This is a genomic window from uncultured Campylobacter sp., from assembly GCF_938030145.1.
Classification (GTDB): Bacteria; Campylobacterota; Campylobacteria; order Campylobacterales; family Campylobacteraceae; genus Campylobacter_B.
On sequence record NZ_CALHGM010000022.1, the window covers coordinates 16448 to 41633 of the forward strand.

The window sequence follows — 25186 nt, forward strand, 5'->3', positions numbered from 1 at the left end:
GGGACGCGCGAGCCCTAATTCGCGACGCAGTGCGGCGCGTCGTAGCGCAAGTGCGGCGTGAGCCCTACTCCGCGGCCGCGATTTGACGTGGTGCGGCACGAGTCTTACCCTGCGGCGCGATGCAGCTCAATCCTCGTCCGTCGCGGCGCCTTCGAATACATTTCGGTGCAAAATTTCTTCCAAAACGACCGTCGCGTAAGAGCCTTTCGGCAGGTAAAAACTGAAGCTAAAATGCGCATTTTGCACATCGTAGGCGTGCTGCACGCGCTCCATAAAGCTCCACGCAAACCTGCGCGAGCCGTTCATTTGCGCCTCAAGCTCGCGAGCAGGCGCGAAAATCTCATCTTCAAATCTGCCGCCAAGCCCGCTAGCTCGCAGCTTCGCTCGCCCCGCGATAAGGCCTGCGCTCGTGATTTCTCGCCTCGCAAACCGCTCGCACTCCGCGCCCAGATCGTCGCAGCTAAAAAACACGCCGTGCGGAAAATGTCCTAAAATCTCGCCTCTTAGCAGCTTAAAAAACTGCGGCTGAGCCACGATCTCGCGCGCCTCCTCCTTGCTTAGCCCATAAATTTTAGCAAACTCTCCAAGGCTAAATTCCGCGGCAAATTTTGAAATTTCGACCCGCTCGCTAAGCCAGCGATTGAAAAGCTCGCTCTGATAGGCGCTGATTAGAAAGTCGCGCATTTTTGGGTTTTTAAGCCGCCTCTGTCCGCGCAGCACCTCCTCGCCCTGAGCTGCGTTGTCGCCGAACTTGCCGAAGCGCTGATAGCCGAAGTAGTTCGCAAAGCCCTCGCGCTCTAGCGTATCTAGCGCGGCTGTGAGCTTGACGGCGTCGGGTGGCAGGACCTTTTTTAGGCGGATGAAAAAGTCGTTGCCCTTTAGATGTCCGATTTTAAGCTTGTTTTTGTGCCTTTGCACGCTTAAAATTTTAAGGCTCTCGTGCGAAAATCCGCCCAGCGCAGGCTCAAATTTAGCAGGCATGCTAACGTGCTGCGTCGTAAGCCCCTGCTTGTCCTTAAGCCCCGCGTAGCCGAACTCGCGCATCTTTGCACCCGTGCACTCGCTTAAAATCCGCAACGCCTCGTGCGTGCTGATGCCCTTTTTTTGCAGCAGCAAAATGCAGTGCTCGCCTTCACCACTAGGCTCGTAAAGCGGCACTTCGCGCACGACGAAATCGCTGGAGTTTTTACTAAAATGCGCATTTATCGGCGCGTGATTTAGGGTGTATAAATTTTTCATAGCCGGCCTTTGCGTTAATCTAAGGCTCAATTTTATAAAATTGAGCCTAAAAAACTCATTATTAAGGCAAATTCTAGTATCATTCGCCATAAAAAAAGGATGAAAAATGCTAATCAGGCTCTTTCGCTTCGATCCTCGCTGCGACGTCACAAGCTACTTCAAACCCTATGTTTATGAAAGCGCGCCCTTTGCCGATCTTGCGGCGCTGCTTGACGACATCTACGCGCACGATCCCTATTTTAGCGCACAGGGGGTGGAATTTGTAAAAATCGGCGGCACCGCGGTAAGCGTAAAAGAGCCGCTAGATACGCTGATAGCGCACTTTGGAAGCGAGCTAATCATAGCCCCTCTTAGCGAAAAAGAGTCGATTAAAGATCTGCGCTGCGAGCCGAGGGCGTTTTTGGATAAATTTAAAGCTTTCGAGAGCATCGCGGACGCTGCTGATTTCGAGTTTTACAAAAGCCTCGCGCCTTATTTTTACTCGACGAAAATCCCCGCATGCTCGCAGGAGTTCTTGGGCAACAGCGCCTTTATCTTCGCGCACCGCCTGATGCAGACGCACCCGAGCGAGCGTATGAGGGTTTTAGAGATCATCGAGCCGCAGATGGCGTATTTTACGAAGTGCGACGCCGTGGGGATGGAGTTTGACGACCGCGCGGCATACAGGGCGTTTTGCGATATTTTAAAATACGAGCCCGCGCGCAGCAATAAAATTTTAAGCGCGCAGAGCATGGCGGAATTTGACGCAGCGGGCGCGAAGCACAATTTTAGCGGCTTTAACGTCGCCGTGTGGTACGACGAGGCTGCGGAGGAGCTGGCTAGCAGGCTGGGCGCGCAGATCGTGCACTTTGGCTGCGAAGGCGCGCCGCTTGGAGCGCAGATATATGAGCGCGAACGGGAGTGCGCGCTGCGGCTGGGGGGCGAAATTTTATTTGACGCGTTTGATAGCGGAAGCGATTTTTTGCTACTGAATTCCAAGCTTGCGCTTGATTTTTTAGACGGCAGAAGCGATGAAATCCAAAGGCTTTTCGGCAGAGGTCTCGCGGGCTTTTATCTAATCGCGACGGATGAGCTCATCGCTCTAGCTCGCGGCGAGAGGCCCGACTTTTCGGCACGCAAGTTAAAGCCGACGCTGATTTAAGCGGACGAGGTTTTAAAATTTATCCTATTACGACGGTAAAATTTTAAATCGACTGTATATTGATGATCGGCATAAAGCAAATAGTTTTCTTAATCGCAGGCGGTTTAATCATCTACTATTTCTTTAATTCGGTATTTGCTTGTTTTGCCTTGTGGCTCGTATTCTTACTTTGCTATAAATTGACTATTAAAGCTTACCTTTAATTTCTCTTTTAAAGTAAAATTTTCTAGTCCAACTCCGCCACCGCCATATATGTTTAAAATTTTTCTCAAAATATCTATAATTTCATCGCTGGTTGTATTCTCGGCATCTGTTTTTATATCGTGAAGCTCATAAATAATTCTATGCGGATCGCCAATCGTTTCATCATTAAAAATCCGCCTCAAGTCCAGCTCTATATCGTTACTTTTATAATGCAATAACCATATCGTTTTAGTTAAGGCATAATCTCCTATATCTCTTAAATGATCATGCAATATACGAATTAGCCAAGTGTTATTTTCTCGGTCTATACACCAATCTAATCTTTCTAGGAACCATAGACTAATTTCATCATCATCATATTTTTTGCGTATTTTGTTTATCGTTTCCAATAAACTATATTTTTCAATATCCTCTTTTGAAATACGCTCTGTAACAAACGCCACCTTATCTCCTTTTCTTTAAATTTTAGATCTGAAAATTACTTGAATATTCTCTTTAGGGATAAAATACGTTATAACGTCTCCTCCCTTAAACTCATTTAAAATTTCTTTTAAAATATCTACAATCTCCTGCTTTGTTATATCCCCAAGATCGCTTCTTATAGATTCCAGTTCATATATTAGTATAAACGGATTATCCGTATCTTTTTTACCGGTATATTCATTATGTATATTCCTCAGATCGATTTCTATATCTTTACCCTTGTAGTGCAAGATCCATATAACTTCGCCGCTATAATTCATATCTCTTGGATCCCCAATAATAATACTACGCACTACAAAAAGCCAAATACCCCTATCTCGATCTATGCACCAATCTCTCGAATTTAAATCTACCCAATCAAGCTCACCCTGATGATATTTTCCACATATCTCATTGCACGGTTTTAGCAAATCGTATTTCTCGATATCCTCTTTTGAAATTTCCTCTGTAACAAACGCCACTCTCTCCTCCTTAAGAATTTAAAATTTTAAGACTGCTTGCGGGTTGCCGCCGCCTTTGCTCTTGCGACAAATCGTTTAGCCATTTGCGCAAATGGCTAAATATACGCTAAATTTTATCTTGCCGCGCCGCGCAAATTTTAAAATTTCGCTTTTATACAGGCGCTGTTTTCTTGCGGGTCTCTCGCCGATAACTCGCCGCCTGCCGCTTAGATGAAATTTTAAAATTTAGCCGTTCGCCGCGCACGTACCGCGTATGAAAACTCCACAATCCGCCGCTAAATTCCATTTGCGGCCGCCAAAAATCGCGCGGGCTTGTGCGAGATAAAATTTTATAAATTCTGTCATCTACGCAAACGGACGAAATTTTAAAATTCCACGCCGCAAATCAAAGCGCAAATAAACGCGCCGTCGCGCAGAAATCGCGCGAACTAACAAAAGTCGCGTTTAAATTTCATCGATAAATTTATGAATTCTGCCTACGCTTCGGCGGTTTCGTTTTCGTCGATTACGGCTTGCATCGTGTCTCTGGCGTGCTGCAGCCAATCTTTATCGCTCGTGTCGAGCAGGTCTAGGTAGATGATTTTGATGTGTCCGCTGTGGACGGTGAAATCGTGAGAGTTTGCGATGTGCTGCGTGCCGATAAGCACCACGGGCTGGACGCGCAGACCAAGCTTGCTAACGATCGCTTTGGCGCCGCTTTGGAATTGCAAAAGCTGCGTGCCGCGATGTCTGGTACCCTCGGGAAACATCGTGATGACGCGCCCTTCGCTCACGCGCTGCTGCACTTCGTGCACGATCCGCACCAGATCGCGCGGATTTGAGCGATCGACTTGGATCATCTTCGGAAGAGTGATGATTTTGCCAATAATAGGGATGTCTGCGATCTCCTTTTTAGCGATCCAACAGATATCGGCAGGATGGGTTTCTTCGAGCACGACGATATCCATTATGCTTTGGTGGTTGGCGATTACTAGCTGCGCGCGCGGATCGGGGGTACCTATGATCTGGATATCGTATCCAATGCCGTAGCGCTGGAAGCGCCCCCAAATGCGGCGAAAGCGGCGATGAGAGGAGTTTTTCACCGCCATGGCGATCACGACGCAAACGACGGTAAAAATAAACCAAATCGCGTAAAATAGCGCTCTAATCCTTGCTAAGCTCATCTTTTTTAACCCAGCCGATCTTGTTGCCGCCCAGCATGATTTTATAAAATTCCTTATTAGTGCCTAAAATTTCAACCTTTTCGGGATTTTTAGTCACGTAAAACACGGTGGAGCTTTGCATAGGCAAAATTCTAACCGGGGAATTTTGCGCGATACTGCCCGTGCCGTAAGGCCTTTGCGCATAGAAATTTACCGCCAAAATCAGCACCGCAAAGATAAGCGGCGTGATATTTTTACTAAGCAGAAACATCACCAAAAGCACAGCAGCTAGCGTGTAGATCGCGATCTGCTTATAGGCTTCGAACTTGCTCTCTTTCGGATTTAGCCCGATCTGCGTGCTAAGATCCTCGGCGCGCGGATTAAGCTCAAGACCGAAATTTTCAAATTTTTTAGTATTAAGATTGAAATAGCTGAAGTCTAAATTTGTGATATTTTTATCCACGACGGCGAAATAATATCCACTCTGACTTGCGTATGTGCCGCGTACGGAATCCACACCCTGCTTGATAATGGCTGGATTATCGATACTAAAAGCGCTGATTGCGCCGTTTCGGATACCAAGATCAAGCGTGAGTAAATTTGAAGCGTCGTCAAATTTTGTAGTTTTGTAGTTTTTAAGTTTCAACTCGTCGGCTACGATATGCGAAAAATTAGGCTTCGTATCAAGCTTCATAAATTCCGGATTATCAGGTTTGATAGAGCTTTTTTCAAAAAATTCTCCGTTACGCTGCAGCGTCAAAACGAGCTCATTTATCTTATCGCTCTTATCGCTTGCCGCAAACCACAGCGTCGTCTCAAACATCTCGTCGCCCTCAATCCACGTAAGATTGTCGGCATTAAGCCACTTCATACCGTTGGTGCGGCTGATCTCTAGCTTTGGCTTAACGGTGATTTTCTGCCCCAAATATACGGCGAAATCAATCTTAAAAATTTGATTGCAATACACCTTCCTAGGCATCCCGCTGGCTTTTAGCGTAAGCTCCTTAGGCTTAATGTCCTGATAGACCTTATCGTCGGATACATCAAGATCGACTTCGTTAGTAGGCGCCAAAGCCTTAAGATCGTCGATGCTTAGATTATCCATCGACATAACCTCTTTTTTATTATACTTCAGCATCACCTTGGAATTATCGCGCGTCTGCGGCTCGTCGGGCTTATCCTCAGCTTTTTTCGGTGCGTATTTACTTAGATCATCAAGCGAATCGATCTCAATCTCCGGCGCAGCAAACGCAAGCGTGCAGACACCTAAAATAGTAAGAATTTTTTTTAGCAAATTAAGCCTTTTAGCATTTTCTCTCCGTCTGTGCCGCCTAAAATAGGCTCTATCGCGCGCTCAGGATGCGGCATCAGGCCGAAAATCTTTTTGTTTTTATCGCAAATCCCGGCGATTGCGTCCACTGAGCCGTTTGGATTTAGATCCGCGCCTTTTGCATCGCAGTATTTCAAAAGCACACAGTCCTCGTCGTATAGCGATTTCAGCGTATCCGCAGACGCATAATAGTTTCCCTCGCCATGCGCGATCGGGATATTTAAAATTTCGCCCTTATCGCAACAGTGCAGAAATTTATTATCGTTTGAAACGACGCGCAAATTGTGAAATTTTGAGATAAAGCTTAAATTTATATTTTTATTCATCGCGCCTGCGAGCAAGCCTAGCTCCAAAAGCATCTGAAAGCCATTACAGATGCCTAAGATATAGCCGCCGCGCGCAGCATGAGCGAGAACCGCCTTCATCACCGGGCTAAATTTGGCAATAGCAGCCGTCCGCAGATAATCTCCGTGGCTAAAGCCGCCGGGAAGCACGATCAGATCGGCATTTATGTCGATTTCTTTATGCCAGATTATCTGCGTTTCGCAACCAAGCTTATCAAAGGCGTATTTGCTGTCGCGCTCGCAGTTGGTGCCTGGGAAATTGACGATCGCTACCTTCATATCACGATCTCGTAGTCTTCGATGATGGTGTTTGCCAAAATTTCATCGCACATCCTAGCGACATCGGCATAAATTTTATCCCTATCCTCGCCATCTAGCTCAAGTACGATCTGTTTGGCTACGCGCACATCTCGCACGCCGCTAAATCCAAGCGCAGCAAGGGCGTGCAAAACCGCCTTGCCCTGCGGATCGAGCACGCCCTGCTTAAGCCTTACGTTTACGATTACCTTCATCGCTTATCCTAAAATTCTACGCAAGACCTCTTCGTAGGCCACTTTTACGCTACCGAGATCCTGTCTAAATACGTCCTTATCGAGCTTTTTGTCGGTCTGTTTATCCCAAAAGCGGCAGCTATCGGGGCTGATCTCGTCTGCAAGTAGAATATTGCCGTCCTTATCCCTGCCAAGCTCGATTTTGAAATCCACGAGCTTCAAATTTCGCTCGTCGAAAAATTTAATCAAGATTTCATTGATCTTGCGTGCGATCTTTTTGAGCTCGTCAAGCTCGCTTTGGCTCTTTACGGCGCCAAGCAGCAAGCAATGCTCGTCGTTTAGGATCGGATCGCCCAGCTCGTCGTCTTTGTAGCAAAACTCTACCAGAGCAAACGGAAGCTTCGTGCCCTCTTTGATGCCTAGGCGCTTTGTAAGCGAGCCGGTGGCAATATTGCGAGCGATGATCTCAAGAGGGAAAATCTTGCATTTTTTTACGAGCTGCTCGGTCGGACTGATCGTCTCAACAAGCGCGGTGGCGATGCCGTGCTTTTTAAGCAGATCAAAAATCAGCGTCGAAATTTTGCAATTCAGCGCGCCTTTGCCGCTCTCTTCGGCTTTTTTGACGCCGTTAAACGCCGTCAGCGAATCTTTAAATTCCGAGATTAAAAGGTCGTCACTTTCGTTAACCGACCACATCTTTTTGCCCTTGCCTTCGTAGATAAGCTCTTTTTTGGTAGCTTGCATCACACTCTCCTTACTTGATGTTTAGAATTTTTATCGCGTCTATTGCGGTTTTTAACTGGATATCATTATTAATCTGCTCTGCTGTTATGAAATTTTTCTCATCCTTTTTCTGCTCGTCTTTTTTCTCTTTTTTATCGGTCTCAACCTTAGCAAGCTCGCTTTTTAGGTGCTTTTTAAGATCAGCTTCTTTTAACGAGAATTCATCCTCGTCACGGCTCGGCACCTTGCCCGGCGCCACTATGAGATCAGGCGTCACGCCCACCGCTTGGATAGTGCGGCCGCTTGATAGATAGTAACGCGCTATGGTTAGTCGCAAGGCTTCTTTATCCTCGATCGGGAGGATCACCTGCACGCTTCCCTTGCCAAAAGTTTTTTCACCGACCAACACAGCGCGCTTTAGATCCTGAAGCGAGCCGCTTACGATCTCGCTTGCGCTTGCGCTGCCGCCATTAACCAAAACCACGAGCGGCAGATCGGTGATCTTCTTTTTAGGATCGGCGTTATGCGCTTCAGTTTCGTTTTTCGCGCGCCCTTTTTGAGAGACAATAAGACCTTTGCCGACGAATAAATTCACAAGTCCGATCGCTTGATCCAAAAGCCCGCCCGGGTTGTTTCGCAGATCCAAAATAATACCCTTGGCGTCTCTGTGCTCTTTTATAAATTTGCTCGCGTCTGAAACTACGTGCTGATCGAAATTCGTAACGCGCAGATATAAAATTTTATCATCCTCGATCATCTTGGCATAAACCGATTCCACTTTGATTATGTCGCGTATGATCTCGACGTCGAAAGGCTTGCTAACGCCTTTGCGTACAATCGTTAGAGTGATTTTGGTTTTCGGCTTGCCGCGCATCTTCGAGACCGCATCGTCGATCGTAATGCCGAAGGTCGCATTGCCGTCGATACGCAATATCACGTCGTTGGCCTGAATGCCTTTCTTGTCGGCAGGAGTGCCCTCGATAGGCGAGATGACGGTTAGAGCGCCGTCTTTCATACCCACTTGAATTCCAAGCCCACCGAACTCGCCCTCGGTCTGGACTTTCGTGTCGTTAAACGCCTTTTCGTCCATATAGCTTGAGTGCGCGTCGAGGTTATTCATAAGCCCCGAGATCGTCTTGTCCACAAGCTCCGAGAATGTCATCTCATCGACATAATTGTTTTCGACGATCGCAAGTGTTTTGGTAAGCTTAGCTAGCGCCTCCAGACGCGTTTTTTCGCTGTCTGGCTTTTTGGTCGCGTTGACCTCTCTGGCTTGTAAATTTCCGGTAAAAAAACTAACGCCTAAAAATAGAGAAAATATGAATCCCAAGCCGAAAAAGAGGTGTTTTTGTCGCAAAGTTTATCCTTGAAAGTAAAATGGAGTGAATTTTATAGAAAATTGGCTAAAAATAAGGTAAATTTCATACGAAATTTGCGCGTTTACAGATAAATTTAAAGCGAAAATTTTAAAATCTCACTAAAAAACCTTGACATAAAGACACTAAAGTTATATAATGCAATCAACTTCAACTTTAGGAGAAAATTTATGAATGAAACTATTGAAATTTTAACCGATAAAATGCGCTCTTTGCTCGAAAGCAGCGTTTCTTTGGCGATCCATTCCAAAAATAGCGAAGTGGGCGTATTGCACATGCTCTGGGCTTTGGTAGCCGACAGCGGCTCGGTGCTAAATCAAATTTTTAATAAATTTAGCATCGAAAAAACCGCGGTCGAGCTTGAGATCAAAAGCGAAATTTCAAATTTGCCTACGAGCTCAAATGTCACGAAGGAAAACGTGCGAATCTCGCGCGAGCTGATGAACTCCCTAGAGCTCGCAAAAGGGCTGATGACGAGCTCGGGCGATAAATTTATCGCCGTAGATACCTGGCTGATCGCAAATTTAAACGCTGATCCGCTAAAGAAAATTCTGTCTAAATTTGCAGATCTTAGCGAGATCAAAAAGGAGCTAGAGGCGCTTCGCGGCGGTAAAAGCATCGATTCGCAAACCGCCGACGAGACGCTTGAAGCGCTTAGTAAATTCGGCGTCGATCTCACCGCCAAGGCAATCGCGGGCGAGCTTGATCCGGTAATCGGTCGCGACGAGGTTATTTCGCGAATGATGCAAATTTTAATCCGCAAGACGAAAAACAACCCCATCCTACTCGGCGAGCCGGGCGTTGGAAAAACCGCGGTCGTCGAGGGTCTTGCACAACTGATCGCCAAAAAAGAGGTACCGCTCAGCCTGCAAAACAAACGCGTCATCGCGCTTGATATGAGTGCGCTGATCGCGGGCGCAAAGTACCGCGGCGAGTTTGAAGATAGACTCAAAGCCGTCATAAACGAGGTCGTAAAAGCCGCAAACGTCGTGCTTTTCATCGATGAAATTCACACCATCGTAGGCGCGGGCGCAAGCGAAGGCTCGATGGATGCCGCAAACATCCTAAAGCCCGCCCTTGCGCGCGGCGAGCTACATGCGATCGGCGCTACGACGCTGAAAGAGTACCGAAAGTATTTTGAAAAAGACGCTGCGCTTCAGCGCCGCTTCCAGCCCGTGACGGTCGCGGAGCCTAGCGTGAGCGAGGCTACGGCGATCTTGCGCGGCATAAAAGAGCGGCTAGAGGTGCATCACAACGTCACCATCACCGATAGCGCGCTTGTGGCGGCTGCAAGGCTAAGCGACCGCTACATCAGCGATAGATTTCTGCCGGATAAGGCGATCGATCTCATTGACGAAGCGGCGGCGGAGCTTAAAATGCAGATCGAAAGCGAGCCCAACGAGCTTGCCAAGGCTAAGCGCGACATCCTCACACTTCAGGTCGAAAAGGAAGCCCTTAAGATGGAGGATGACGGCAAAAACGACGAGCGGCTCGCGCAAATCGACAAAGAGATCGAAAATTTAACCGAGCAGAAAAACGCGCTTCAGGCTAAATTTGAAAACGAAAAGTCCGTATTCGGCGGCATCAGCGAGGCGAAAAAAGCAATCGATAGCCTTAAAAACGAAGCTAGCCTAGCAAGACGCAACGGCGATCTTAGCAAGGCTGCCGAGATCGAATACGGCAAGATCCCCGCCGCGCAGGCGAAGGTTAAGGAGCTTGAGGCGAAATGGGACGTGATGAAAGAAAACGGCGTGCTTTTGAGAAACCGCGTGGACGAGGAGAGCGTGGCCGAAATTTTAAGCAAATGGACGGGCATCTCGGTAAGTAAAATGCTCTCCTCCGAAAAGGAGAAATTCCTTCACATCGAGGAGCATCTAAAAGAGAGCGTCGTGGGGCAGGACGAGGCGCTACACGCCATCGCTCGCGCCGTCAAGCGCAACAAAGCGGGGCTCGTGAATGAAAACCGCCCGATCGGAAGCTTTTTGTTTTTGGGCCCTACCGGCGTCGGCAAGACCGAAAGCGCAAAGAGCTTAGCTAGATTTTTATTCGACGACGAGCGAGCGATGATCCGCTTTGATATGAGCGAATATATGGAAAAACACAGCGTCAGCCGCCTGCTCGGCGCGCCTCCAGGATATGTGGGCTACGACGAGGGCGGACAGCTTACCGAAGCGGTGCGCAGAAAGCCCTACTCCGTGCTGCTTTTTGATGAGATCGAAAAGGCACACAAGGACGTTTTTAACATCCTGCTTGGAATTTTAGACGACGGACGCGCGACCGATAATAAGGGCGTTACGGTCGATTTTAAAAACACGATCATCATCCTAACGAGCAATATCGGCTCGGCTAAGATTATGGAGCTTGACGCCAAAAATGCAGACAAGCCGCGCGAGGTCGCGCTTGCAGAGCGAGAGGAGGCAATAAAGGGCGAGCTGAAAAATTATTTCAAGCCCGAATTTATCAACCGCTTGGACGACATCGTGATCTTCAACGCCCTAAGCGAGGACGATCTTATAAAAATCGTGGGCATTATGTTTAAGAGCCTGCAAAAAACACTCGCAAACCGCGGCATTGGCGCAAGCTTGAGCGAAGATGCCAAAAAGCTCATCGCCTCGGCGGGCTTTGATATCGAATACGGCGCAAGGCCGCTGCGCAGGGCGCTTTACGATCTAGTGGAGGATAAGATCGCCGATATGATCCTAAGCGACGAGATCAAAACCGGCGATCGGATCGAAATCGGTGCGCGTGACGGCGAAATAGAGATAAAGAGAGTGAAGTAAAATTCGGCGGAATTTATCCTGCTGGGTAAATTCCGCGCTTTGGTGGAACAAATTTGGCGAGGTAAATCTAAAATACTTTATTAATATAAATTGGGCGAATAATCTATCTCCTTGGGAATTGAAACTTGGTATTTTGCGCCATGATAGGATCGGCGCATAGTAGAATTCCATCCCGTTGGGAATTGAAACCTCTTTTGGTGGGAATTTGTAACCTACCCTCTATTGTAGAATTCCATCCCGTTTGGAATTGAAACTTCTGCCACTGCATTTTATAGCGTCCCGCAGGAATGTGGAATAATTCTATCCTTTGGGAATTGAAACGCCTAAATGGGCTTATTGCACGATTTGCGTAGGCGGCAGAATTCATCTTATTTAAATCAAAACGGATCTACGCGATGCAACTTTTACGGCGGAAATGGATAGAATTCTCATCTCGCTATAAAATTTAAAAAGATTAGTTGTGGCTGGGATAGGATACAGCATGGGGCACTTATGCGAAATTTCATTCGGTTTCAATTTGCCACCAAATATATTAAATATAGGTTACGAATGAAATTTTGGAGTTACTCACAAATTAAAATTTTAACGAACTGTATATTTGCCGCAATATAAATAGATTTAAATACAACTCATTTAATAGCAATTCAAAATATTTATAAAAATGTACGCTATGGATCTTAAAAGCTAGGTTAAAGAAGGAATTCTGCATTAATTTTAATTAAATTTACGCTACAAATTTAAGATCATGTGCCAAAGTATAGAATTTAAAATTAAATTTAGATGATGCCAAAGAGGCAGAAAGATGGAAAAAATTTTATAAAGCAGAATTTGGTAGCATCCTCTGAAACTGCAAAACAAAGAATATCGGCGTGGTCGTCATAAAAAGGAAAAATCATCTAAATTTAATGGATACTACCACCTTTGCCACATAAAGTATAATAAATAAATGCCTCCACCAATTATTTTTTAAAATTTTTAAAAAATTTCTTCAAAACCGTCTTATAAAAAATCGCGAATTTCGACTCTTTTTTCTCATAAATCACGCGAAAGACACCCTGCAGATCCAGCTTTTCTTGCAAAGTAATGTTTTGCACTCTACTCTCCTATAAGTTTTTTTATCTTATGCAGCACAAACGCAGCGTCGTCGCTATCGAGCTCGCACAACATCTGGCATATCGCGGTCGCGGCTTGCGGCTTGGTCGTGCCCAAGCGCCAGTCCTGATACGTCCGCATCGACACGCCTAACCTCTGCGCCATCGCGGCATGCGAGATCTTTTTGCCGTTGTTTTTAGCTTCGACGGCATTGTGCAAAATGTTGAATATATCGCTCGTTTCTAACATATGAAAATTATACAATTTTATTCGTTAATTATACATAAAATCGTATAAAATTAATAAAAATCGTGTTATTCATAAGTAAAAATAGCAAAACACTTCGTTTATACGTGTGAATTATACAGAATACTGCATAAAATAAACATAAAATTTTATAAAATTTTGCATATTATGCCGTAAAGATGAACCGGCTTGCACAAACAGGCATCTTATAGAACGGCACATTAAATTTTAAACCGGGATAGAATGAAATTTTACATATCGAAGCTTTCGGGATTTGATTTTTTTGATCGGTTCTGGTAGCAATTACAAACAAGATGTAATTTTACCCTATGCCGAGCCATATCTGCCGGCACAAAGAGCGTTTCAATTCCCAACGGGATGGAATTCTACGTCTCGCAGTTCTTCACAATCTCTTCCGCTTGAGCGTTTCAATTCCCAACGGGATGGAATTCTACCCTTCGGCGAGATCGGCTACCGCCTCACAAAAAGCAGTTTCAATTCCCAGCGGGATGGAATCCCGCTAAAGATCTTAAATGAAAAGCTGTAAAATCCAATGCATTTCTATATATTAGGAAATAAATTCCTAATGAGGCAATTCCTGGCAAGTAAAGTCTCCCTAGCAATTCTTAGCGAGTAATCTCCATTGGCAAGATTCAACCCTTTTTCTTATCCTTCTTGTTCTTGCGGGAGGGGCTTTCCAGCTTGCGCCAAGCCTCGCTTTTTTGGCTGTCCTCCATTAGCACTATCTCCCTGGCGCCGTTTCGCACGAGGTTCGGATCCACTGCAAGCTCCTTTGCATCGATCTTTTCAGGATAGTCTATGCGTGAGAGGATGCAGCGGAAGGCGTTTAGCCGCGCGATCTTTTTGTCGTTGCTATCTAGGATCGTCCACGGCGCAAACTCGGTATTTGAAGCGAGCAGCATCGAGTATTTTGCGAGCGTGTATTGATTCCACAGCTCCTGCGATCTCGCATCCACCGGCGAGAGTTTATATTGCTTCAGCGGATCGGTACGGCGCGATTCAAAGCGCCTTTTTTGCTCCTCTTTGGAGACTGAGAAGTAAAATTTAAACAAAATTATCCCCGCACTTACCAAAAGCTCCTCAAATTTAGGCACTTGGCGCAGGAAATCTTTGTGCTCGGCGTGCGTGCAAAAGCCCATCACCGGCTCAACCATCGCGCGGTTGTACCAGCTGCGGTCAAATATCGTGATCTCGCCGCCGCTGGGTAGGTGCGCGACGTATCGCTGGAAGTACCACTGCGTCTTTTCGACGTTGCTCGGCTTTTCGAGCGCTACGATGCGGCATCCGCGTGGATTTAGATGCTCGGTTAAACGCTTGATCGTGCCGCCTTTGCCCGCCGCGTCGCGCCCCTCCATCAAAATCAAAATTTTTAAGCCTTTTTCTTTTACGAATTTTTGCAGCTTCAAAAGCTCGATCTGATATCTTTCAAGCAGCGTTTCGTAGTCTTTGAACGAGATTTTTTCGTACTTTGAGCTTTTAAATTCTATCTCTTTCAGTGCTATTTCGCCTGTTTCGGTTTTGATCTCTTTGCTCATATCGCCTCCTAAAAATTTTGAGGAATTTTACAAAAAAGTTCTTTATATTACACTATAAATTCATACTTATTACGTTAGAATGTAGGAAAAAATTTCAAAGGATAAAATTTGATCAGATCACTTATTTTGGCAGCGCTTTTTCTTTTAGGTTTAGGCGCCGAGCCCCTGAAACCCTCCGATGCGTTCAAGCTTAACGCGACGGCGCAAAGCGATAGCGTAACGCTAAGCTTTGATATCGCGGACGGGGTCTATCTCTATCAAAACGAGATAAAAATTTTCATTGGCGGCGCGGAGGTGACGAATTTAATAAATCTGCCCGCCGCGACCGAATACAAGGATTATAAAATTTACGAGGGCAAATTTAGCATCGCCGTGCCTTTGGGCCTCGTGCTTGCAAATGCTGCAGACAGCGATGATTTCGTGCTTAGCGGTGATTTCCTGGGCTGCACGAAATCGGGCTTTTGCTACCAGCCGCAGCAGTTCGGCTTTAGCTTCAAGCGCGTGGTGGAGGGCTATCAGATCAGTAAAATTTCAAACTCCGAGCTGAAAAAATACCGAAGCGGCGTAAATTCCGCGCAGATTTCTACCGCATACAGCGCACAAAGCGGGACTGTAAATTTTAAAAGCAATGCCGCAGCTTCGGGCGCCGCGGCAAATTCTGAGGCAAACTCGCACGCGACGGGAAATTCCGCGGCAAGCTCGGCAGAAAGCGCTGCGGTAAATTCCAACGAAACCTCCGCGCAAAAAACTTCTCGCGGCGCAAATCCCATCTCCGAACAGGATAAAATTTTAAACGTTCTTAGCGGCAAGAGCTTCATCGCGGCGATCTCGCTGTTTTTCGGCTATGGCGTGCTGCTCTCGCTAAGCCCTTGCGTCTATCCGCTCATCCCGATCCTCTCGTCGATCATAGTGGCAAAAACCTCCTCGAAGCCGAGCGCGAAAAAAAGCCTCGCCGTAAGCCTCGCGTATATTTTCGGGATGGCGAACTCGTATGCGATTTTAGGGGCTTTCGTGGCGGTTTTCGGGCAAAATTTACAGGGCCTGCTGCAAACTCCTCCCGCGCTGATCCTAACCTCGCTCATATTCGCCGCGCTCGCGTTTTCGATGTTTGGATTTTACGAGATCCGCTTGCCTGCGCGCTTTCAAAGCTTCTTAAATAGCAAAAGCGAAAATGCTGGCGGCTTGATCGGAGTTTTTTCGATGGGGCTTATCTCGGCGCTCGTCGTATCGCCGTGCATCTCCGCTCCGCTTGCGGGCGCGCTCGTTTACATCGCGAGCAGCGGCGACGTTCTGCTGGGCGCGGCGGCTCTTTTTGCGCTGGGGCTCGGAAGCGGCGCGCTACTGCTTGTGGTGGGGCTCGGCGGCGCACTGCCTAGACCCGGAGCTTGGATGGAGGCGGTACCTAAAATTTTCGGCTTTTTGCTGCTTTTTACAGCGGTGTGGATTTCGCGCACGCTCATCGGCGAAAATTTAAGCCTGCTGATTTACGCGGTTTTAGGCGCGATTTTCGCAGGATTTTTGGGGCTGTTTGACGGCGGCGCGAGCGGGATCAAGCGCGCTTTGGCCCTTGTAATCGCGCTATATTCGGCGCTGCTGCTTGCGGGCTTTGCCAGCGGTGCGAAAGATTTTTCCAGGCCGCTTGGTAATCTAATCCCGCAAAGCACGAGATATTCCAGCGGTGGCCCCGGCGGCGAGAGTTTGCAAGCAGGCGAAATTTCTCGCGCTAAAAATTTAAGCGGCGCGCATTTTTCGTTTGTGCGCGATCTGGCGCAGCTGCGTGGCGAAATAGAAAATTCCAAAAAGCCCGTGATAGTCGATTTTTGGGCTAGCTGGTGTAAAAATTGCGAGCAGAGCGAGCGAGCGTTCGCAGATCCCGCTCTTACGGGCGCTCTTGATAAATTTAGCCTTTTAAAGATCGATCTTAGCGAAGATAGCGAGCAAAATAGAGCGATAAAAGCGCATTTCAACGTATTCGGTCCGCCTACGATTCTGTTTTTTAAAGAGGGCGCCGAGATTGCGAACCTGCGCCAGATCGGCAGCGTAAATTCCGAAAAGCTGGCCGAAATTTTAACCGAAATTTAGTGAAATTTAGATAGATTTCAAACAAAATTTAGTTTTAAGGATTGCGCGATGATAAGCAAAAATAGGGCTACGAAAGAGACCAAAATCGAGCTTGAGCTTGAGCTTTACGGGCGCGGCGCGGCGCAGATACAAACGGGCATCGGTTTTTTTGATCATATGCTTAGCGCGTTTGCCAAGCACGCGTGGATCGATCTGAACCTGCGCTGCGAGGGCGATTTGCAGGTCGATTTTCACCACAGCGTCGAGGACTGCGGCATCGTGCTCGGAAGCGCGATCAAAGAGGCGATCTATCCCGCGCAAAACATCGAGCGCTTCGGCGATAGCGTCGTCGTGATGGACGAAGCCGCCGTAAACGCCGCGCTTGATTTTTCCAACCGCGCGTTTTTGGTATTTGATTGCCCGAGCCTAAAGCGCGGTAAGATCGGCGAATTCGACGCTGAGCTCGTGGAGGAGTTTTTCCGCGCTCTGGCTTTCAATGCAAATTTAACGCTGCATCTATGCCAGATCCGCGGCGAAAATCTGCACCACGTTGCAGAGGCCGCGTTTAAGGCGTTTGCCGTCGCATTCCGTCGCGCGATAAGTATCAACGAGCGTGCTGGCGTGCCTAGCACTAAGGGCGTTTTATAGCGGTAAATGCGCGCTAAATTTAGCAAAATTAGCAATTCGCGGTTTTGAAATTTTATCGGCGTTTGAAATTTTACTCTCGCGCTCGCTTAAAATCCGCGAAATTCCGTCTTTGCTCGGGCGAGGATCGCCGCTTTATTAAGAGTTTGCTCTAGGCGCATTTGCGCTTGCGCTCTTGCTTGACGGGCGTGTAAATTTAATCGGCGCGCTAAAATGCCGCTTTGTACATTAAAAATTTAAAGGTAAAAATGAATATTTTCGGATCGCTTATGGAGATTTTAAATGTGCTGTTTTTGATCTGCTTTGTTTGGCTCATCGCGTGTTTGATTAAATTTATCAGATCAAAAAACGAGTCGGAGCGCCATAAAAGAGATAAAAAATTTCTAATTATTTCGGTGGTTGCGTTTTTGTGTACTTTCGCTCCGCTGGTATATTTTGAGTGGCTGCCGGATCTGTTCATCTCGATCTCGGTTTTGATCGCGCTGCCGATAATTTCGTTTATTTTCCTCATCGTGTATTTAATAAAATTTATTAAATCCGCTAAAAGCGCGCCCGAGCAGCGCAGAAAGATTAGAAATCTCCTGATTCTCTCTGCGTTTTTATTCATAATCTTTTCAGCCGCCTTAATGGGCTTTTTATGGCTGCTTAACAGCGCTCTTTCGCATATGTGAGGCACAAAATGAGCGATGAAATTTTTCAAAAAACGATCGCCGTAATATTTACGGCTTGGGCGATTAGCGTTTGTGCGCTAGTCGCAGCGGCGCTGTATCTGCAGAGCAAATGCTCGATCATCTCATATATCGCAAACGGAAACTAAGATGAAGCGTGCAATTATCGCCATTTTTCTGGTGTTTATCTTAGCGGCTTTCGATTTTGCGTTTTACCGCCTCGTCGTGAAGCGATACGTAAATCAAAGCAGCGCCGAGATGCAGGCCAAATCGATCGAGCTGCATAAATTTCTGCCGTTTGAGCAGGGCTCGCAGATCGTGCGGGTTAGCTCTAGCTTAAAACTTAGCGGCGATCTGCCGATAATCGACGGAGCAGCGGCTTTGTATCCCGTCTTTTCGGCATTCGTCGCGGCGAGCTATCCTAAGGAAAGCGTGGAATTTGACGGGCAAAATTTCACGAGTGCTAGCAGGCTTAAATTTAGCAATACCCGCGGCGCGTACAAGGCCATAAGCGACGGCGAGGCGGATCTTATTTTCGTCGCAGCCCCTTCGAAGCAGCAGCTTGATTATGCGCGCGAAAAGGGGGCAAACTTGCGCTTCGTGCCGATCGGGCTGGAGGCGTTCGTCTTTATCGTAAATTCGAATAACAAAGTATCTAATTTAACCGTGGATCAGGTGCGGGGGATCTATTCTGGGGAGTTTGACGATTGGTCGCAGCTCGGCGGCGAGCGCATGCGAATAGATGCCGTGCAGCGAAACGCAGGTAGCGGCAGCCAGAGCGCGTTTTTGAAATTTATGGGCAAGACGCAGCCTAAGCGCAAGATCACAGGCTTTTTCGGCAGCGCAATCGGCTTTTCGTTTCGCTATTATGTCGAGGGGATCGTGCAAAACGACGGCGTGAAGATGCTTAGCCTAAACGGCGCGTATCCGAACAAAGAAAATATCGCTAGCCGCAAATACCTGCTCGTAGCCGAAATTTACGCGGTTTACGATGAAAATAACAAAAACGAAAATATTCGCATCTTGATAGATTGGATCCTTTCGCCGCAGGGGCAAAGCATCATCGAAAATAGCGGCTACGTGCCGATTAAGGGCTAAGATCGCAGCTTAAATTTATACGGCGTTTGCCAAAAATTCAGCCAAATTTCGTTAAAATCACAAAATTTCAAAAAACGGAAAACGAAGTGATAAAGATCATATTTTTAGACGTAGACGGCTGCCTTAGCGACGGCGGGCTGTACCATTCAAACGGCGGCGAAGAGATGAAGAAATTTAACGTAAAAGACGGGTTTGGCATCCAGGAGTGGCAGCGGCTGGGGTTAAAGGTCGCGATCATCACCGGCAAAAGCTCGCAAATCGTCGCGAACCGCGCGCGAGAGCTAAAGATCGATACGCTCTTTCAAGGCGAAAAAGACAAACGCGCAAGGGCGGAGCAAATTTTAAAAAATTTTAACATAAGCTTTGAGGAAGCTGCCGCGATCGGCGATGATATAAACGACGCGAAGCTTTTAAATGCGGTCGCTATCAGCTTCAAGCCCGCCGATGCGCTAAGCACGCTAAAAGCGGACGTCGCGCTAAGCAAAAACGGCGGCTGCGGCGCAGTGCGCGAGATGATCGAAATACTCGTCGATAAAAACGGTATGCGCGAAGAGTGGAATAGCAAATGGCTGTAGTTTCGCAAGCGCGCGCGAGGGGCAAAATTCTGCGCAGATCAAAAGGAGCCGAGCGATGGTGATAAAAATTTTCTACGTCGCGATTGCGATCTTTTGCGTCGCGATGGTGTTTCTAAGCGTGCAGACGCCGTATTTTAGCGATATGTTTAGGCAGGATCTAAGCATTGCGAATATGGAGATGAAAAAGATCGTAGATTATCAGATCGGCGAGCGCGTGGATGCTAAATTTACCGCAGATAGCGGCACGCGCTATAAGGATCGCGACGAGTTTGTAAATTTTAAAGCCGAGGAGATTAGCGCGGATCTAAATCACACTTTGGTTTCAAAGACTGCGACGCGTGCCGGCGAGCTGATAAAATTTACCGGCGACGCGCATTATATCAACACGGACGGCTTTGATTACACGGCGCAGGAGATCATCTACGATACGAGCAGCAAGATCGTCCGCTCCGACGTGCCGTACGTGCTGCGCCAAGGCGGCGATCGCATCACGGGTGCAAGCATCAGCTACGATACTAAAACCAAACAAACAAACTCAAAAGGAATCCACGCATGGTATTTAATAAAAGATCAAAACTCCACGAACTAATACTTTCAGCCGCGCTAATTGCGGGCTTTGGCGCGACTACTCTTAGCGCCGCGCAGGAGCAGGTCGAAGTCACGGCGGATAATTTTTTTGCCGACGAGATCAAGCAGATCAGCGTGCTGACGGGCAACGTCCGCATCAAAAAGGGCGCTTACGATACGCTAAATTCCGACAAAGTGACGATCTACTTCGACGCCAAGCGCCAGCCTACCAAATACGTCGCGACGGGAAACGCAAATTTTAAAATTTTACTTAATCAAAAGCATTACGATGGCAAAGGCGGCGTGCTGACCTATGATCCGACTATCGAGGCTTACACGCTTGAAAACAACGCCTATCTGCACGAAGCCGAGACCAAAAAGGAGGTTTACGGCGATAAGATCATCGTAAATCGCCAAAAGGGCACCTACGAAGTAAAGAGCGGCGGCGGCGAGAAAAAGCCCGTGCGTCTGATATTTCAGGTCGAAGATCAAAACAAATGATCTATCCTAGCAGCGCGCAGTTTATCACCTCCGCCGCAAATATCGCGGGCGCGCCCGAATTTGCGATGAGCGAAGTGGCGTTTTTGGGGCGTTCCAACGTCGGTAAAAGCAGCCTAATAAACGCGCTTACCGGGCGCAAAAATCTAGCCAAATCAAGCTCGACGCCGGGCAAAACGCAGCTGATAAATTTTTTCGAGGTTAAATTTAAACAAAAGCTTGCCGCAGACTCGGACGGCTCGCAAAATGAAACATCGCCTGATCTAGCAAGCAAAGAGGCTTTAAGCTCGGGTGCGAATTGCGCGCGGGATCACGCGAATGTTATGGTGTCTGAGCTAAATTTAAAGCAGGATGCTATTTTAAATTTAAAAAGCGTTTCGGCGGATTTTGGATCGGATCGCGAGGTGGATCTTGCGGCAGGTCTCGCGTCAAATTCCGTGCAAAGCTCTGAATTAAATTTTACAGGCAGATCCGCGCTAAGCTTAGCGGGCAACCCCGCTTTTTCCGATCTTGCGAGCTTGGGGGAAAATATCTCTTTGATCTTCGTGGATCTGCCGGGGTTTGGATACGCTAAGGTTTCTAAAAAACTGCATTATATCTGGCAAAAAAATCTCGACGAATTTATCAAAGAGCGCCTAAATATCAAGCTTTTCGTCCATCTCATCGACGCGAGGCAGTTTGATCTTGCGATAGATAAAAATTTGCAAAACTATCTCGCTAGTTTTCTGCGCGGCGATCAAAAGGTCGTGAGGCTCTACACCAAAGCCGACAAGCTCAACCAAAGCGAGCGTGCAAAGCTTTTAAGGTACGATCCGCAGGCGGTTTTGGTCTCTACGCTAAAGGGCAGCGGGCTGCAAAAAGCACGCGAAATCATCGTGCGCAGGGCGTTTGGATTATGAAATTTCTAAATTTAAATACGTTAAATTTTGCGGCGCAGAATTTCAAAATAATTAAATTTAGAGGATATAAAATGCGCCGCCAAGATCGCGCAAAGATTAGGGAAAATTTTAGATGATACGGCTAAAAAAGGCGCGCCTTTGCGACATTTCGCGTATGCAGGAGCTCGTAAAAGAGGAGGTGCAAAACGGCGTGATCTTGCCGCTTGAAAGCGATGAGATCGCATCAAATATCCGCTCATACGTGCTGGCGTTCGGCTGCGATTCTAAGGCGGATACGAGTTTTGATTCCAAGGAAAATTTGAGTTTTGATTCTAAAGAAAATTCCGATTTAAATTTAGCCAGGAATTCCAATTCAAATTTAGCGCGCAATTCGGATTTAAATTTAATCCAAAGCTCCGCAGAAAATTTTGCCGAAATTACTTCTGAAAATTCCGCCGAAAATGCCGCGAGTAATTTTGCGCCGCAACGAGCTACGCCGCAAAGCGAAGCGCAAGCTGGTAAAGAGCAAATTTTACGGAGCGAATATTCACAAAGCGCGGGCGTTTCTCAGACCGAACGTTCGCAGCCCCACGAATCGCAGTGCTTAAAAGAAGCCGAAATTTTAGCGGGCTTTGCTTCGCTTAAAATTTTTAACGCAGATCTTGCCGAGGTGCGCTCGCTCATCGTCGCTCCGCAGTTTCGCAGGCGCGGCATTGCCAGAGCTATCGTAAATGAGCTGCTCGGTGAAGCGAAATTTTACGGGCTAAGAAGCGTATTTACGCTCACCTATCAAAAGGAATTTTTCGAGCGGCTGGGGTTTACCGAAATCCCAAAGGACGAGCTGCCCGCGCAAAAAATTTGGGCCGATTGTATTAAATGCAAAAAGTTTCCGGTATGCAACGAAATCGCACTTATCTATACGTTATAGCGGATACGCTTTTTAGCGCGGGAGTTCTTTTTTACCTGCTTCTAAGTGCGGTGTATAGGGGACTGCCGCCGCTGATCGGATTTTTTTTCACGGCGATGGTGGTGCAAAAATATGAAAACGACGTTAAATTTAAAAAGTTCGGCTTTACCTGGTTTTTCTCTATTTTTTATCTATTTTGCGCCGAGCAGATCCACGGATTTAACCTATTTAGCGTGGCTATCGCGTATTGTATATTTTATTTCGTGGTCTATGAAAACTCATTTAAATATATTAAATTTAGAAATTTTTTGATCTGCTTTTACGTGATGATTAGCTATGTTTTGGTCTTTGTGGTGAGCAACGCGATCTCGGCGATCAAAAAGAGCGAGTATCTGCCCCTAAGCGGCGAGTATTTAAATTACATCGTGATTGAAATTTTGCTTGCTCTGCTCTTTTTTAAGGGGCGGTTGGTATGAGGCTGAAGTTCGTATTTGCTTTCGTGATACTATTTTTTAGCATGCTTTTGGTTAGAATTTATTATCTTTCGATCAAATCGAACGAATTCTACGAGCAGGTCGCTAAAAATAACGTCATCTCTACCGAATATATCCCGCCGGTGCGCGGTCAAATTTTAGACGCCAAAGGCCGCCCGCTCGCGATAAACAATCTCGGCTTTTCGCTATCCATCGCGCCGCATCTAAAAGACGCCGCGCTGCAAAGCGAGCTAAATAATATCTCGCGCTACTTCAAAGATCTCAATGTCACCGCGATGAGCAAGAGCTACAAGGACGCGAATTCCGCTTATAATCAAGACTTTATCGAAGTCGTGCCGTTTTTGGACTACAACGCCACGATACAGCATTTCGCGAGCTTGAGCCTGCACGAAAATATTAAAATTTCGCCCGCTTCGCAGCGCTTCTATCCTTACGGCGCGCTTGCTTCGCACATCATCGGCTACGTCGGCCGCGCCAATAAAAAAGATATTCAAAACAACCCCCTAAGCGCGCTTACCGGATACAACGGCAGAAGCGGCGTCGAGGGGTATTATAACGAGCTTTTGCAGGGCAGCAAGGGCGAGCGCAAGACGAAGGTTACGGCGCTAAATCAGGTCGTAGAGGAGATTTCGATGCAAGAGCCCAGCAGCAGTGAAATTTCGCTTACCATTGATCTTGAGTTGCAAAAATACCTCGAGGAAATTTTTAAAGATAAAGACGGCGTAGCGATCGTGATGGATCTGCGCGACGGCGCTATCATCGCGGCGGGCAGCTTCCCCGAGTACGATCTAAACACCTTCGTGGGCGGAATTTCACAGGCGCAGTGGGACGAGCTGATAAAAGATCCGCGCCATCCTTTTACGAATAAGCTCGTAAACGGCCTCTATCCGCCGGGCTCTGTAATCAAGATGGCAGTGGGGATGAGCTTTTTAAACAGCGGCAAGATCAACGAAAACTGGAGCGTGTTTTGCAGCGGCGCGATAGAGCTTGGAGGGCGAAAATTTCGCTGCTGGAAGAGCTGGGGTCATGGCCGCGTGAGCCTAGTAGAGGCGATTAAAGGCAGCTGCGACGTGTATTTTTACGAAGGCTCGCTGCTAGTGGGGATCGACTACATGTCCGCGTATCTGCAGCGTCTGGGGTTTGGTAGTAAAACAGGCGTCGATCTACCCAATGAGTTTGTAGGCACGATGCCTAATAAGGCCTGGAAAATGCAGAAATTTAAGCGCGCGTGGTATCAGGGCGAGACGGTCAATGCCTCGATCGGCCAGGGCGACGTGCTCGTCACCCCTATGCAGGTGGCGAAAAACACCGCGCAGATCGCCTCGGGCAAGGCTATCACGCCGCATTTTTTAAAAAGCATCGACGGCAAGCCGGTGGAATTTACCCCCACCGAGCTTTTCACTCCGAAAGAAAAGGCGCAGCTGCCCCTCGTGAGGCGCGGGATGTATGAGGTCGGCAACAACCCAGACGGAGGCACCGCCTACAAGCTCATCCATACCGCAGTAGTGCCTCTAGCGGTCAAGACGGGCACCGCGCAGGTCGTGGGCATCTCTCAGACCGCCAAAAAGCGAATGAAAGAGGCCGATATGGACTACTTCCACCGCTCGCACGCCTGGATGACGAGCTTTGGTCCTTACGACAAGCCGCAATACGCCGTAACAGTGCTCGTAGAACACGGCGGCGGCGGCGGAAGCGCGGCGGGTCCCGTAATAATGCAAATCTACGAAAAGCTCGTCCAGATGGGCTACATCGACGCCAACGCAACGACTATCAAAGACAGCGCAAAGAAAACGAAATAGGCGGAATTTAAAATTATAAAATTTTAGAATTCTGCTCGTCCTTTGCTTGCTTTAAATTTTAAAATTTTATGCAGCCCGGAGGAGATAGAATTTTATTTAGCCTTTGCCTGCTTTAAATTTTAAAATTTAGCGTAGCACAGAGGCTTTGAAATTTAGAATTTTACCCGTCCTTTGCAGACTTTAAATTTTAAAATTTAGAGTAGCAAAAGACCTTGAAATTGGGTAGGGCAAAGCGATTTTAAATTTTAAATACATTATATATTAGCGCATAGGCAGATATAAATATATCGTAGTATAATCCGAGAATTAAATTTTAAGGAGGAGAGAATGGCGTTTGTAGCAGAATATATTTCTAAAGAGGATATTAAGAAATATGATATTATAAATC

General features: G+C 47.1%; 26 protein-coding genes. 13 read left to right on the forward strand and 13 right to left on the reverse strand.

Features of this window, described 5'->3' with window-relative positions; all coding sequences use genetic code 11:
- Positions 1-126: 126 nt before the first annotated feature.
- Positions 127-1239, reverse strand: a complete 1113-nt coding sequence (gene truD, locus Q0323_RS04805) for a tRNA pseudouridine(13) synthase TruD (protein ID WP_298052069.1) — start codon at positions 1237-1239, stop codon at positions 127-129.
- A gap of 106 nt (positions 1240-1345) precedes the next feature.
- Here truD and Q0323_RS04810 point away from each other — a divergent pair, with 106 nt between their 5' ends.
- The gene (locus Q0323_RS04810; protein WP_298052072.1) at positions 1346-2380 is read left to right on the forward strand and encodes a hypothetical protein; all 1035 of its coding nucleotides are present in this window, start codon (positions 1346-1348) and stop codon (positions 2378-2380) included.
- Between the two features lie 164 nt (positions 2381-2544).
- Here Q0323_RS04810 and Q0323_RS04815 read toward each other — a convergent pair whose 3' ends face one another.
- The 8 genes from Q0323_RS04815 to Q0323_RS04850 all read right to left on the reverse strand — a co-directional run bounded on the left by Q0323_RS04815 (position 2545) and on the right by Q0323_RS04850 (position 8888).
- Positions 2545-3027, reverse strand: coding sequence for a hypothetical protein (locus Q0323_RS04815; RefSeq protein ID WP_298052074.1), 483 nt, complete (start codon positions 3025-3027; stop codon positions 2545-2547).
- A gap of 15 nt (positions 3028-3042) precedes the next feature.
- Positions 3043-3528: a hypothetical protein gene (locus Q0323_RS04820; RefSeq protein ID WP_298052075.1), complete on the reverse strand. Its 486-nt coding sequence runs from the start codon at positions 3526-3528 to the stop codon at positions 3043-3045.
- Positions 3529-4004: 476 nt separating this feature from the next.
- A complete protein-coding gene (locus tag Q0323_RS04825; RefSeq protein WP_298052078.1) occupies positions 4005-4691 on the reverse strand; it encodes a 1-acyl-sn-glycerol-3-phosphate acyltransferase in 687 nt (228 codons plus the stop codon).
- Complete coding sequence (locus tag Q0323_RS04830) at positions 4672-5964, reverse strand: SH3 domain-containing protein (RefSeq protein ID WP_295152901.1); 1293 nt, start codon at positions 5962-5964, stop codon at positions 4672-4674. The genes Q0323_RS04825 and Q0323_RS04830 overlap by 20 nt, the downstream gene beginning before the upstream one ends.
- Positions 5958-6623 carry a phosphoribosylformylglycinamidine synthase I gene (gene purQ, locus Q0323_RS04835; RefSeq protein WP_298052080.1) on the reverse strand — a complete coding sequence of 222 codons (666 nt, stop codon included), beginning with the start codon at positions 6621-6623 and terminating at the stop codon, positions 5958-5960. Before purQ ends, Q0323_RS04830 begins: the two co-directional genes overlap by 7 nt.
- The gene (gene purS, locus Q0323_RS04840) at positions 6620-6856 is read right to left on the reverse strand and encodes a phosphoribosylformylglycinamidine synthase subunit PurS (RefSeq protein WP_298052083.1); all 237 of its coding nucleotides are present in this window, start codon (positions 6854-6856) and stop codon (positions 6620-6622) included. Before purS ends, purQ begins: the two co-directional genes overlap by 4 nt.
- Positions 6857-6859: 3 nt before the next feature.
- Complete coding sequence (purC, locus tag Q0323_RS04845) at positions 6860-7579, reverse strand: phosphoribosylaminoimidazolesuccinocarboxamide synthase (protein ID WP_297896375.1); 720 nt, start codon at positions 7577-7579, stop codon at positions 6860-6862.
- A gap of 10 nt (positions 7580-7589) precedes the next feature.
- Positions 7590-8888, reverse strand: a complete 1299-nt coding sequence (locus tag Q0323_RS04850; protein ID WP_298052112.1) for a S41 family peptidase — start codon at positions 8886-8888, stop codon at positions 7590-7592.
- Positions 8889-9104: 216 nt separating this feature from the next.
- Here Q0323_RS04850 and Q0323_RS04855 point away from each other — a divergent pair, with 216 nt between their 5' ends.
- Complete coding sequence (locus Q0323_RS04855) at positions 9105-11714, forward strand: AAA family ATPase (protein ID WP_298052085.1); 2610 nt, start codon at positions 9105-9107, stop codon at positions 11712-11714.
- Between the two features lie 959 nt (positions 11715-12673).
- On the opposite strand, the gene Q0323_RS04860 is transcribed toward Q0323_RS04855, so the two are convergent.
- The 3 genes from Q0323_RS04860 to ppk2 all read right to left on the reverse strand — a co-directional run bounded on the left by Q0323_RS04860 (position 12674) and on the right by ppk2 (position 14608).
- Positions 12674-12808 (reverse strand): hypothetical protein, encoded by a 135-nt coding sequence (locus tag Q0323_RS04860; RefSeq protein WP_298052087.1) that lies wholly within the window; start codon positions 12806-12808, stop codon positions 12674-12676.
- A gap of 1 nt (position 12809) precedes the next feature.
- Positions 12810-13055, reverse strand: coding sequence for a helix-turn-helix transcriptional regulator (locus tag Q0323_RS04865; RefSeq protein ID WP_040303199.1), 246 nt, complete (start codon positions 13053-13055; stop codon positions 12810-12812).
- Between the two features lie 650 nt (positions 13056-13705).
- Positions 13706-14608 carry a polyphosphate kinase 2 gene (gene ppk2 / locus Q0323_RS04870; protein WP_297879905.1) on the reverse strand — a complete coding sequence of 301 codons (903 nt, stop codon included), beginning with the start codon at positions 14606-14608 and terminating at the stop codon, positions 13706-13708.
- Positions 14609-14716: 108 nt separating this feature from the next.
- Here ppk2 and dsbD point away from each other — a divergent pair, with 108 nt between their 5' ends.
- Positions 14717-16690, forward strand: a complete 1974-nt coding sequence (dsbD, locus tag Q0323_RS04875; RefSeq protein ID WP_298052089.1) for a protein-disulfide reductase DsbD — start codon at positions 14717-14719, stop codon at positions 16688-16690.
- A 48-nt stretch (positions 16691-16738) separates the two neighbouring features.
- Positions 16739-17317, forward strand: a complete 579-nt coding sequence (gene hisB / locus Q0323_RS04880; protein ID WP_298052092.1) for an imidazoleglycerol-phosphate dehydratase HisB — start codon at positions 16739-16741, stop codon at positions 17315-17317.
- 205 nt (positions 17318-17522) lie between these two features.
- Here the strand turns inward: hisB and Q0323_RS04885 are convergent, their stop codons facing one another.
- Complete coding sequence (locus Q0323_RS04885; protein ID WP_298052095.1) at positions 17523-17921, reverse strand: hypothetical protein; 399 nt, start codon at positions 17919-17921, stop codon at positions 17523-17525.
- A 72-nt stretch (positions 17922-17993) separates the two neighbouring features.
- Between Q0323_RS04885 and Q0323_RS04890 the strand changes: the two genes are divergently transcribed.
- The 9 genes from Q0323_RS04890 to mrdA all read left to right on the forward strand — a co-directional run bounded on the left by Q0323_RS04890 (position 17994) and on the right by mrdA (position 24798).
- Positions 17994-18131 (forward strand): hypothetical protein, encoded by a 138-nt coding sequence (locus tag Q0323_RS04890; protein ID WP_005869117.1) that lies wholly within the window; start codon positions 17994-17996, stop codon positions 18129-18131.
- Between the two features lies 1 nt (position 18132).
- Positions 18133-19080, forward strand: a complete 948-nt coding sequence (locus tag Q0323_RS04895; RefSeq protein ID WP_298052097.1) for a substrate-binding domain-containing protein — start codon at positions 18133-18135, stop codon at positions 19078-19080.
- An 86-nt stretch (positions 19081-19166) separates the two neighbouring features.
- Complete coding sequence (locus Q0323_RS04900) at positions 19167-19655, forward strand: HAD family hydrolase (protein ID WP_298052100.1); 489 nt, start codon at positions 19167-19169, stop codon at positions 19653-19655.
- A gap of 55 nt (positions 19656-19710) precedes the next feature.
- Positions 19711-20244, forward strand: a complete 534-nt coding sequence (lptC, locus tag Q0323_RS04905; protein WP_298052103.1) for an LPS export ABC transporter periplasmic protein LptC — start codon at positions 19711-19713, stop codon at positions 20242-20244.
- Positions 20208-20723, forward strand: a complete 516-nt coding sequence (gene lptA, locus Q0323_RS04910; protein ID WP_298052105.1) for a lipopolysaccharide transport periplasmic protein LptA — start codon at positions 20208-20210, stop codon at positions 20721-20723. The genes lptC and lptA overlap by 37 nt, the downstream gene beginning before the upstream one ends.
- Positions 20720-21619, forward strand: coding sequence for a GTP-binding protein (locus tag Q0323_RS04915; RefSeq protein WP_298052108.1), 900 nt, complete (start codon positions 20720-20722; stop codon positions 21617-21619). The genes lptA and Q0323_RS04915 overlap by 4 nt, the downstream gene beginning before the upstream one ends.
- Before the next feature lie 112 nt (positions 21620-21731).
- Entirely contained in the window at positions 21732-22526 is a 795-nt protein-coding gene (locus Q0323_RS04925; protein ID WP_366939556.1) for a GNAT family N-acetyltransferase, read from the forward strand.
- Positions 22493-22981, forward strand: a complete 489-nt coding sequence (locus Q0323_RS04930; RefSeq protein WP_177389110.1) for a hypothetical protein — start codon at positions 22493-22495, stop codon at positions 22979-22981. Before Q0323_RS04925 ends, Q0323_RS04930 begins: the two co-directional genes overlap by 34 nt.
- Positions 22978-24798, forward strand: a complete 1821-nt coding sequence (mrdA, locus tag Q0323_RS04935; protein ID WP_298052110.1) for a penicillin-binding protein 2 — start codon at positions 22978-22980, stop codon at positions 24796-24798. Before Q0323_RS04930 ends, mrdA begins: the two co-directional genes overlap by 4 nt.
- Positions 24799-25186 lie beyond the last annotated feature (388 nt).

What these genes read in the sequence shown, in the direction of transcription:
- truD (WP_298052069.1), bottom strand. Translation starts at nt 1,239, where the DNA reads ATGAAAAATTTATACACCCTAAATCACGCGCCGATAAATGCGCATTTT.
- Q0323_RS04810 (WP_298052072.1), top strand. Translation starts at nt 1,346, where the DNA reads ATGCTAATCAGGCTCTTTCGCTTCGATCCTCGCTGCGACGTCACAAGC.
- Q0323_RS04825 (WP_298052078.1), bottom strand. Translation starts at nt 4,691, where the DNA reads ATGAGCTTAGCAAGGATTAGAGCGCTATTTTACGCGATTTGGTTTATT.
- purQ (WP_298052080.1), bottom strand. Translation starts at nt 6,623, where the DNA reads ATGAAGGTAGCGATCGTCAATTTCCCAGGCACCAACTGCGAGCGCGAC.
- purS (WP_298052083.1), bottom strand. Translation starts at nt 6,856, where the DNA reads ATGAAGGTAATCGTAAACGTAAGGCTTAAGCAGGGCGTGCTCGATCCG.
- purC (WP_297896375.1), bottom strand. Translation starts at nt 7,579, where the DNA reads ATGCAAGCTACCAAAAAAGAGCTTATCTACGAAGGCAAGGGCAAAAAG.
- Q0323_RS04855 (WP_298052085.1), top strand. Translation starts at nt 9,105, where the DNA reads ATGAATGAAACTATTGAAATTTTAACCGATAAAATGCGCTCTTTGCTC.
- Q0323_RS04865 (WP_040303199.1), bottom strand. Translation starts at nt 13,055, where the DNA reads ATGTTAGAAACGAGCGATATATTCAACATTTTGCACAATGCCGTCGAA.
- ppk2 (WP_297879905.1), bottom strand. Translation starts at nt 14,608, where the DNA reads ATGAGCAAAGAGATCAAAACCGAAACAGGCGAAATAGCACTGAAAGAG.
- hisB (WP_298052092.1), top strand. Translation starts at nt 16,739, where the DNA reads ATGATAAGCAAAAATAGGGCTACGAAAGAGACCAAAATCGAGCTTGAG.
- Q0323_RS04885 (WP_298052095.1), bottom strand. Translation starts at nt 17,921, where the DNA reads ATGAATAAAAACGCAGAGAGAATCAGGAGATTTCTAATCTTTCTGCGC.
- Q0323_RS04890 (WP_005869117.1), top strand. Translation starts at nt 17,994, where the DNA reads ATGAGCGATGAAATTTTTCAAAAAACGATCGCCGTAATATTTACGGCT.
- Q0323_RS04895 (WP_298052097.1), top strand. Translation starts at nt 18,133, where the DNA reads ATGAAGCGTGCAATTATCGCCATTTTTCTGGTGTTTATCTTAGCGGCT.
- lptC (WP_298052103.1), top strand. Translation starts at nt 19,711, where the DNA reads ATGGTGATAAAAATTTTCTACGTCGCGATTGCGATCTTTTGCGTCGCG.
- lptA (WP_298052105.1), top strand. Translation starts at nt 20,208, where the DNA reads ATGGTATTTAATAAAAGATCAAAACTCCACGAACTAATACTTTCAGCC.
- Q0323_RS04915 (WP_298052108.1), top strand. Translation starts at nt 20,720, where the DNA reads ATGATCTATCCTAGCAGCGCGCAGTTTATCACCTCCGCCGCAAATATC.
- Q0323_RS04925 (WP_366939556.1), top strand. Translation starts at nt 21,732, where the DNA reads ATGATACGGCTAAAAAAGGCGCGCCTTTGCGACATTTCGCGTATGCAG.
- Q0323_RS04930 (WP_177389110.1), top strand. Translation starts at nt 22,493, where the DNA reads ATGCAACGAAATCGCACTTATCTATACGTTATAGCGGATACGCTTTTT.
- mrdA (WP_298052110.1), top strand. Translation starts at nt 22,978, where the DNA reads ATGAGGCTGAAGTTCGTATTTGCTTTCGTGATACTATTTTTTAGCATG.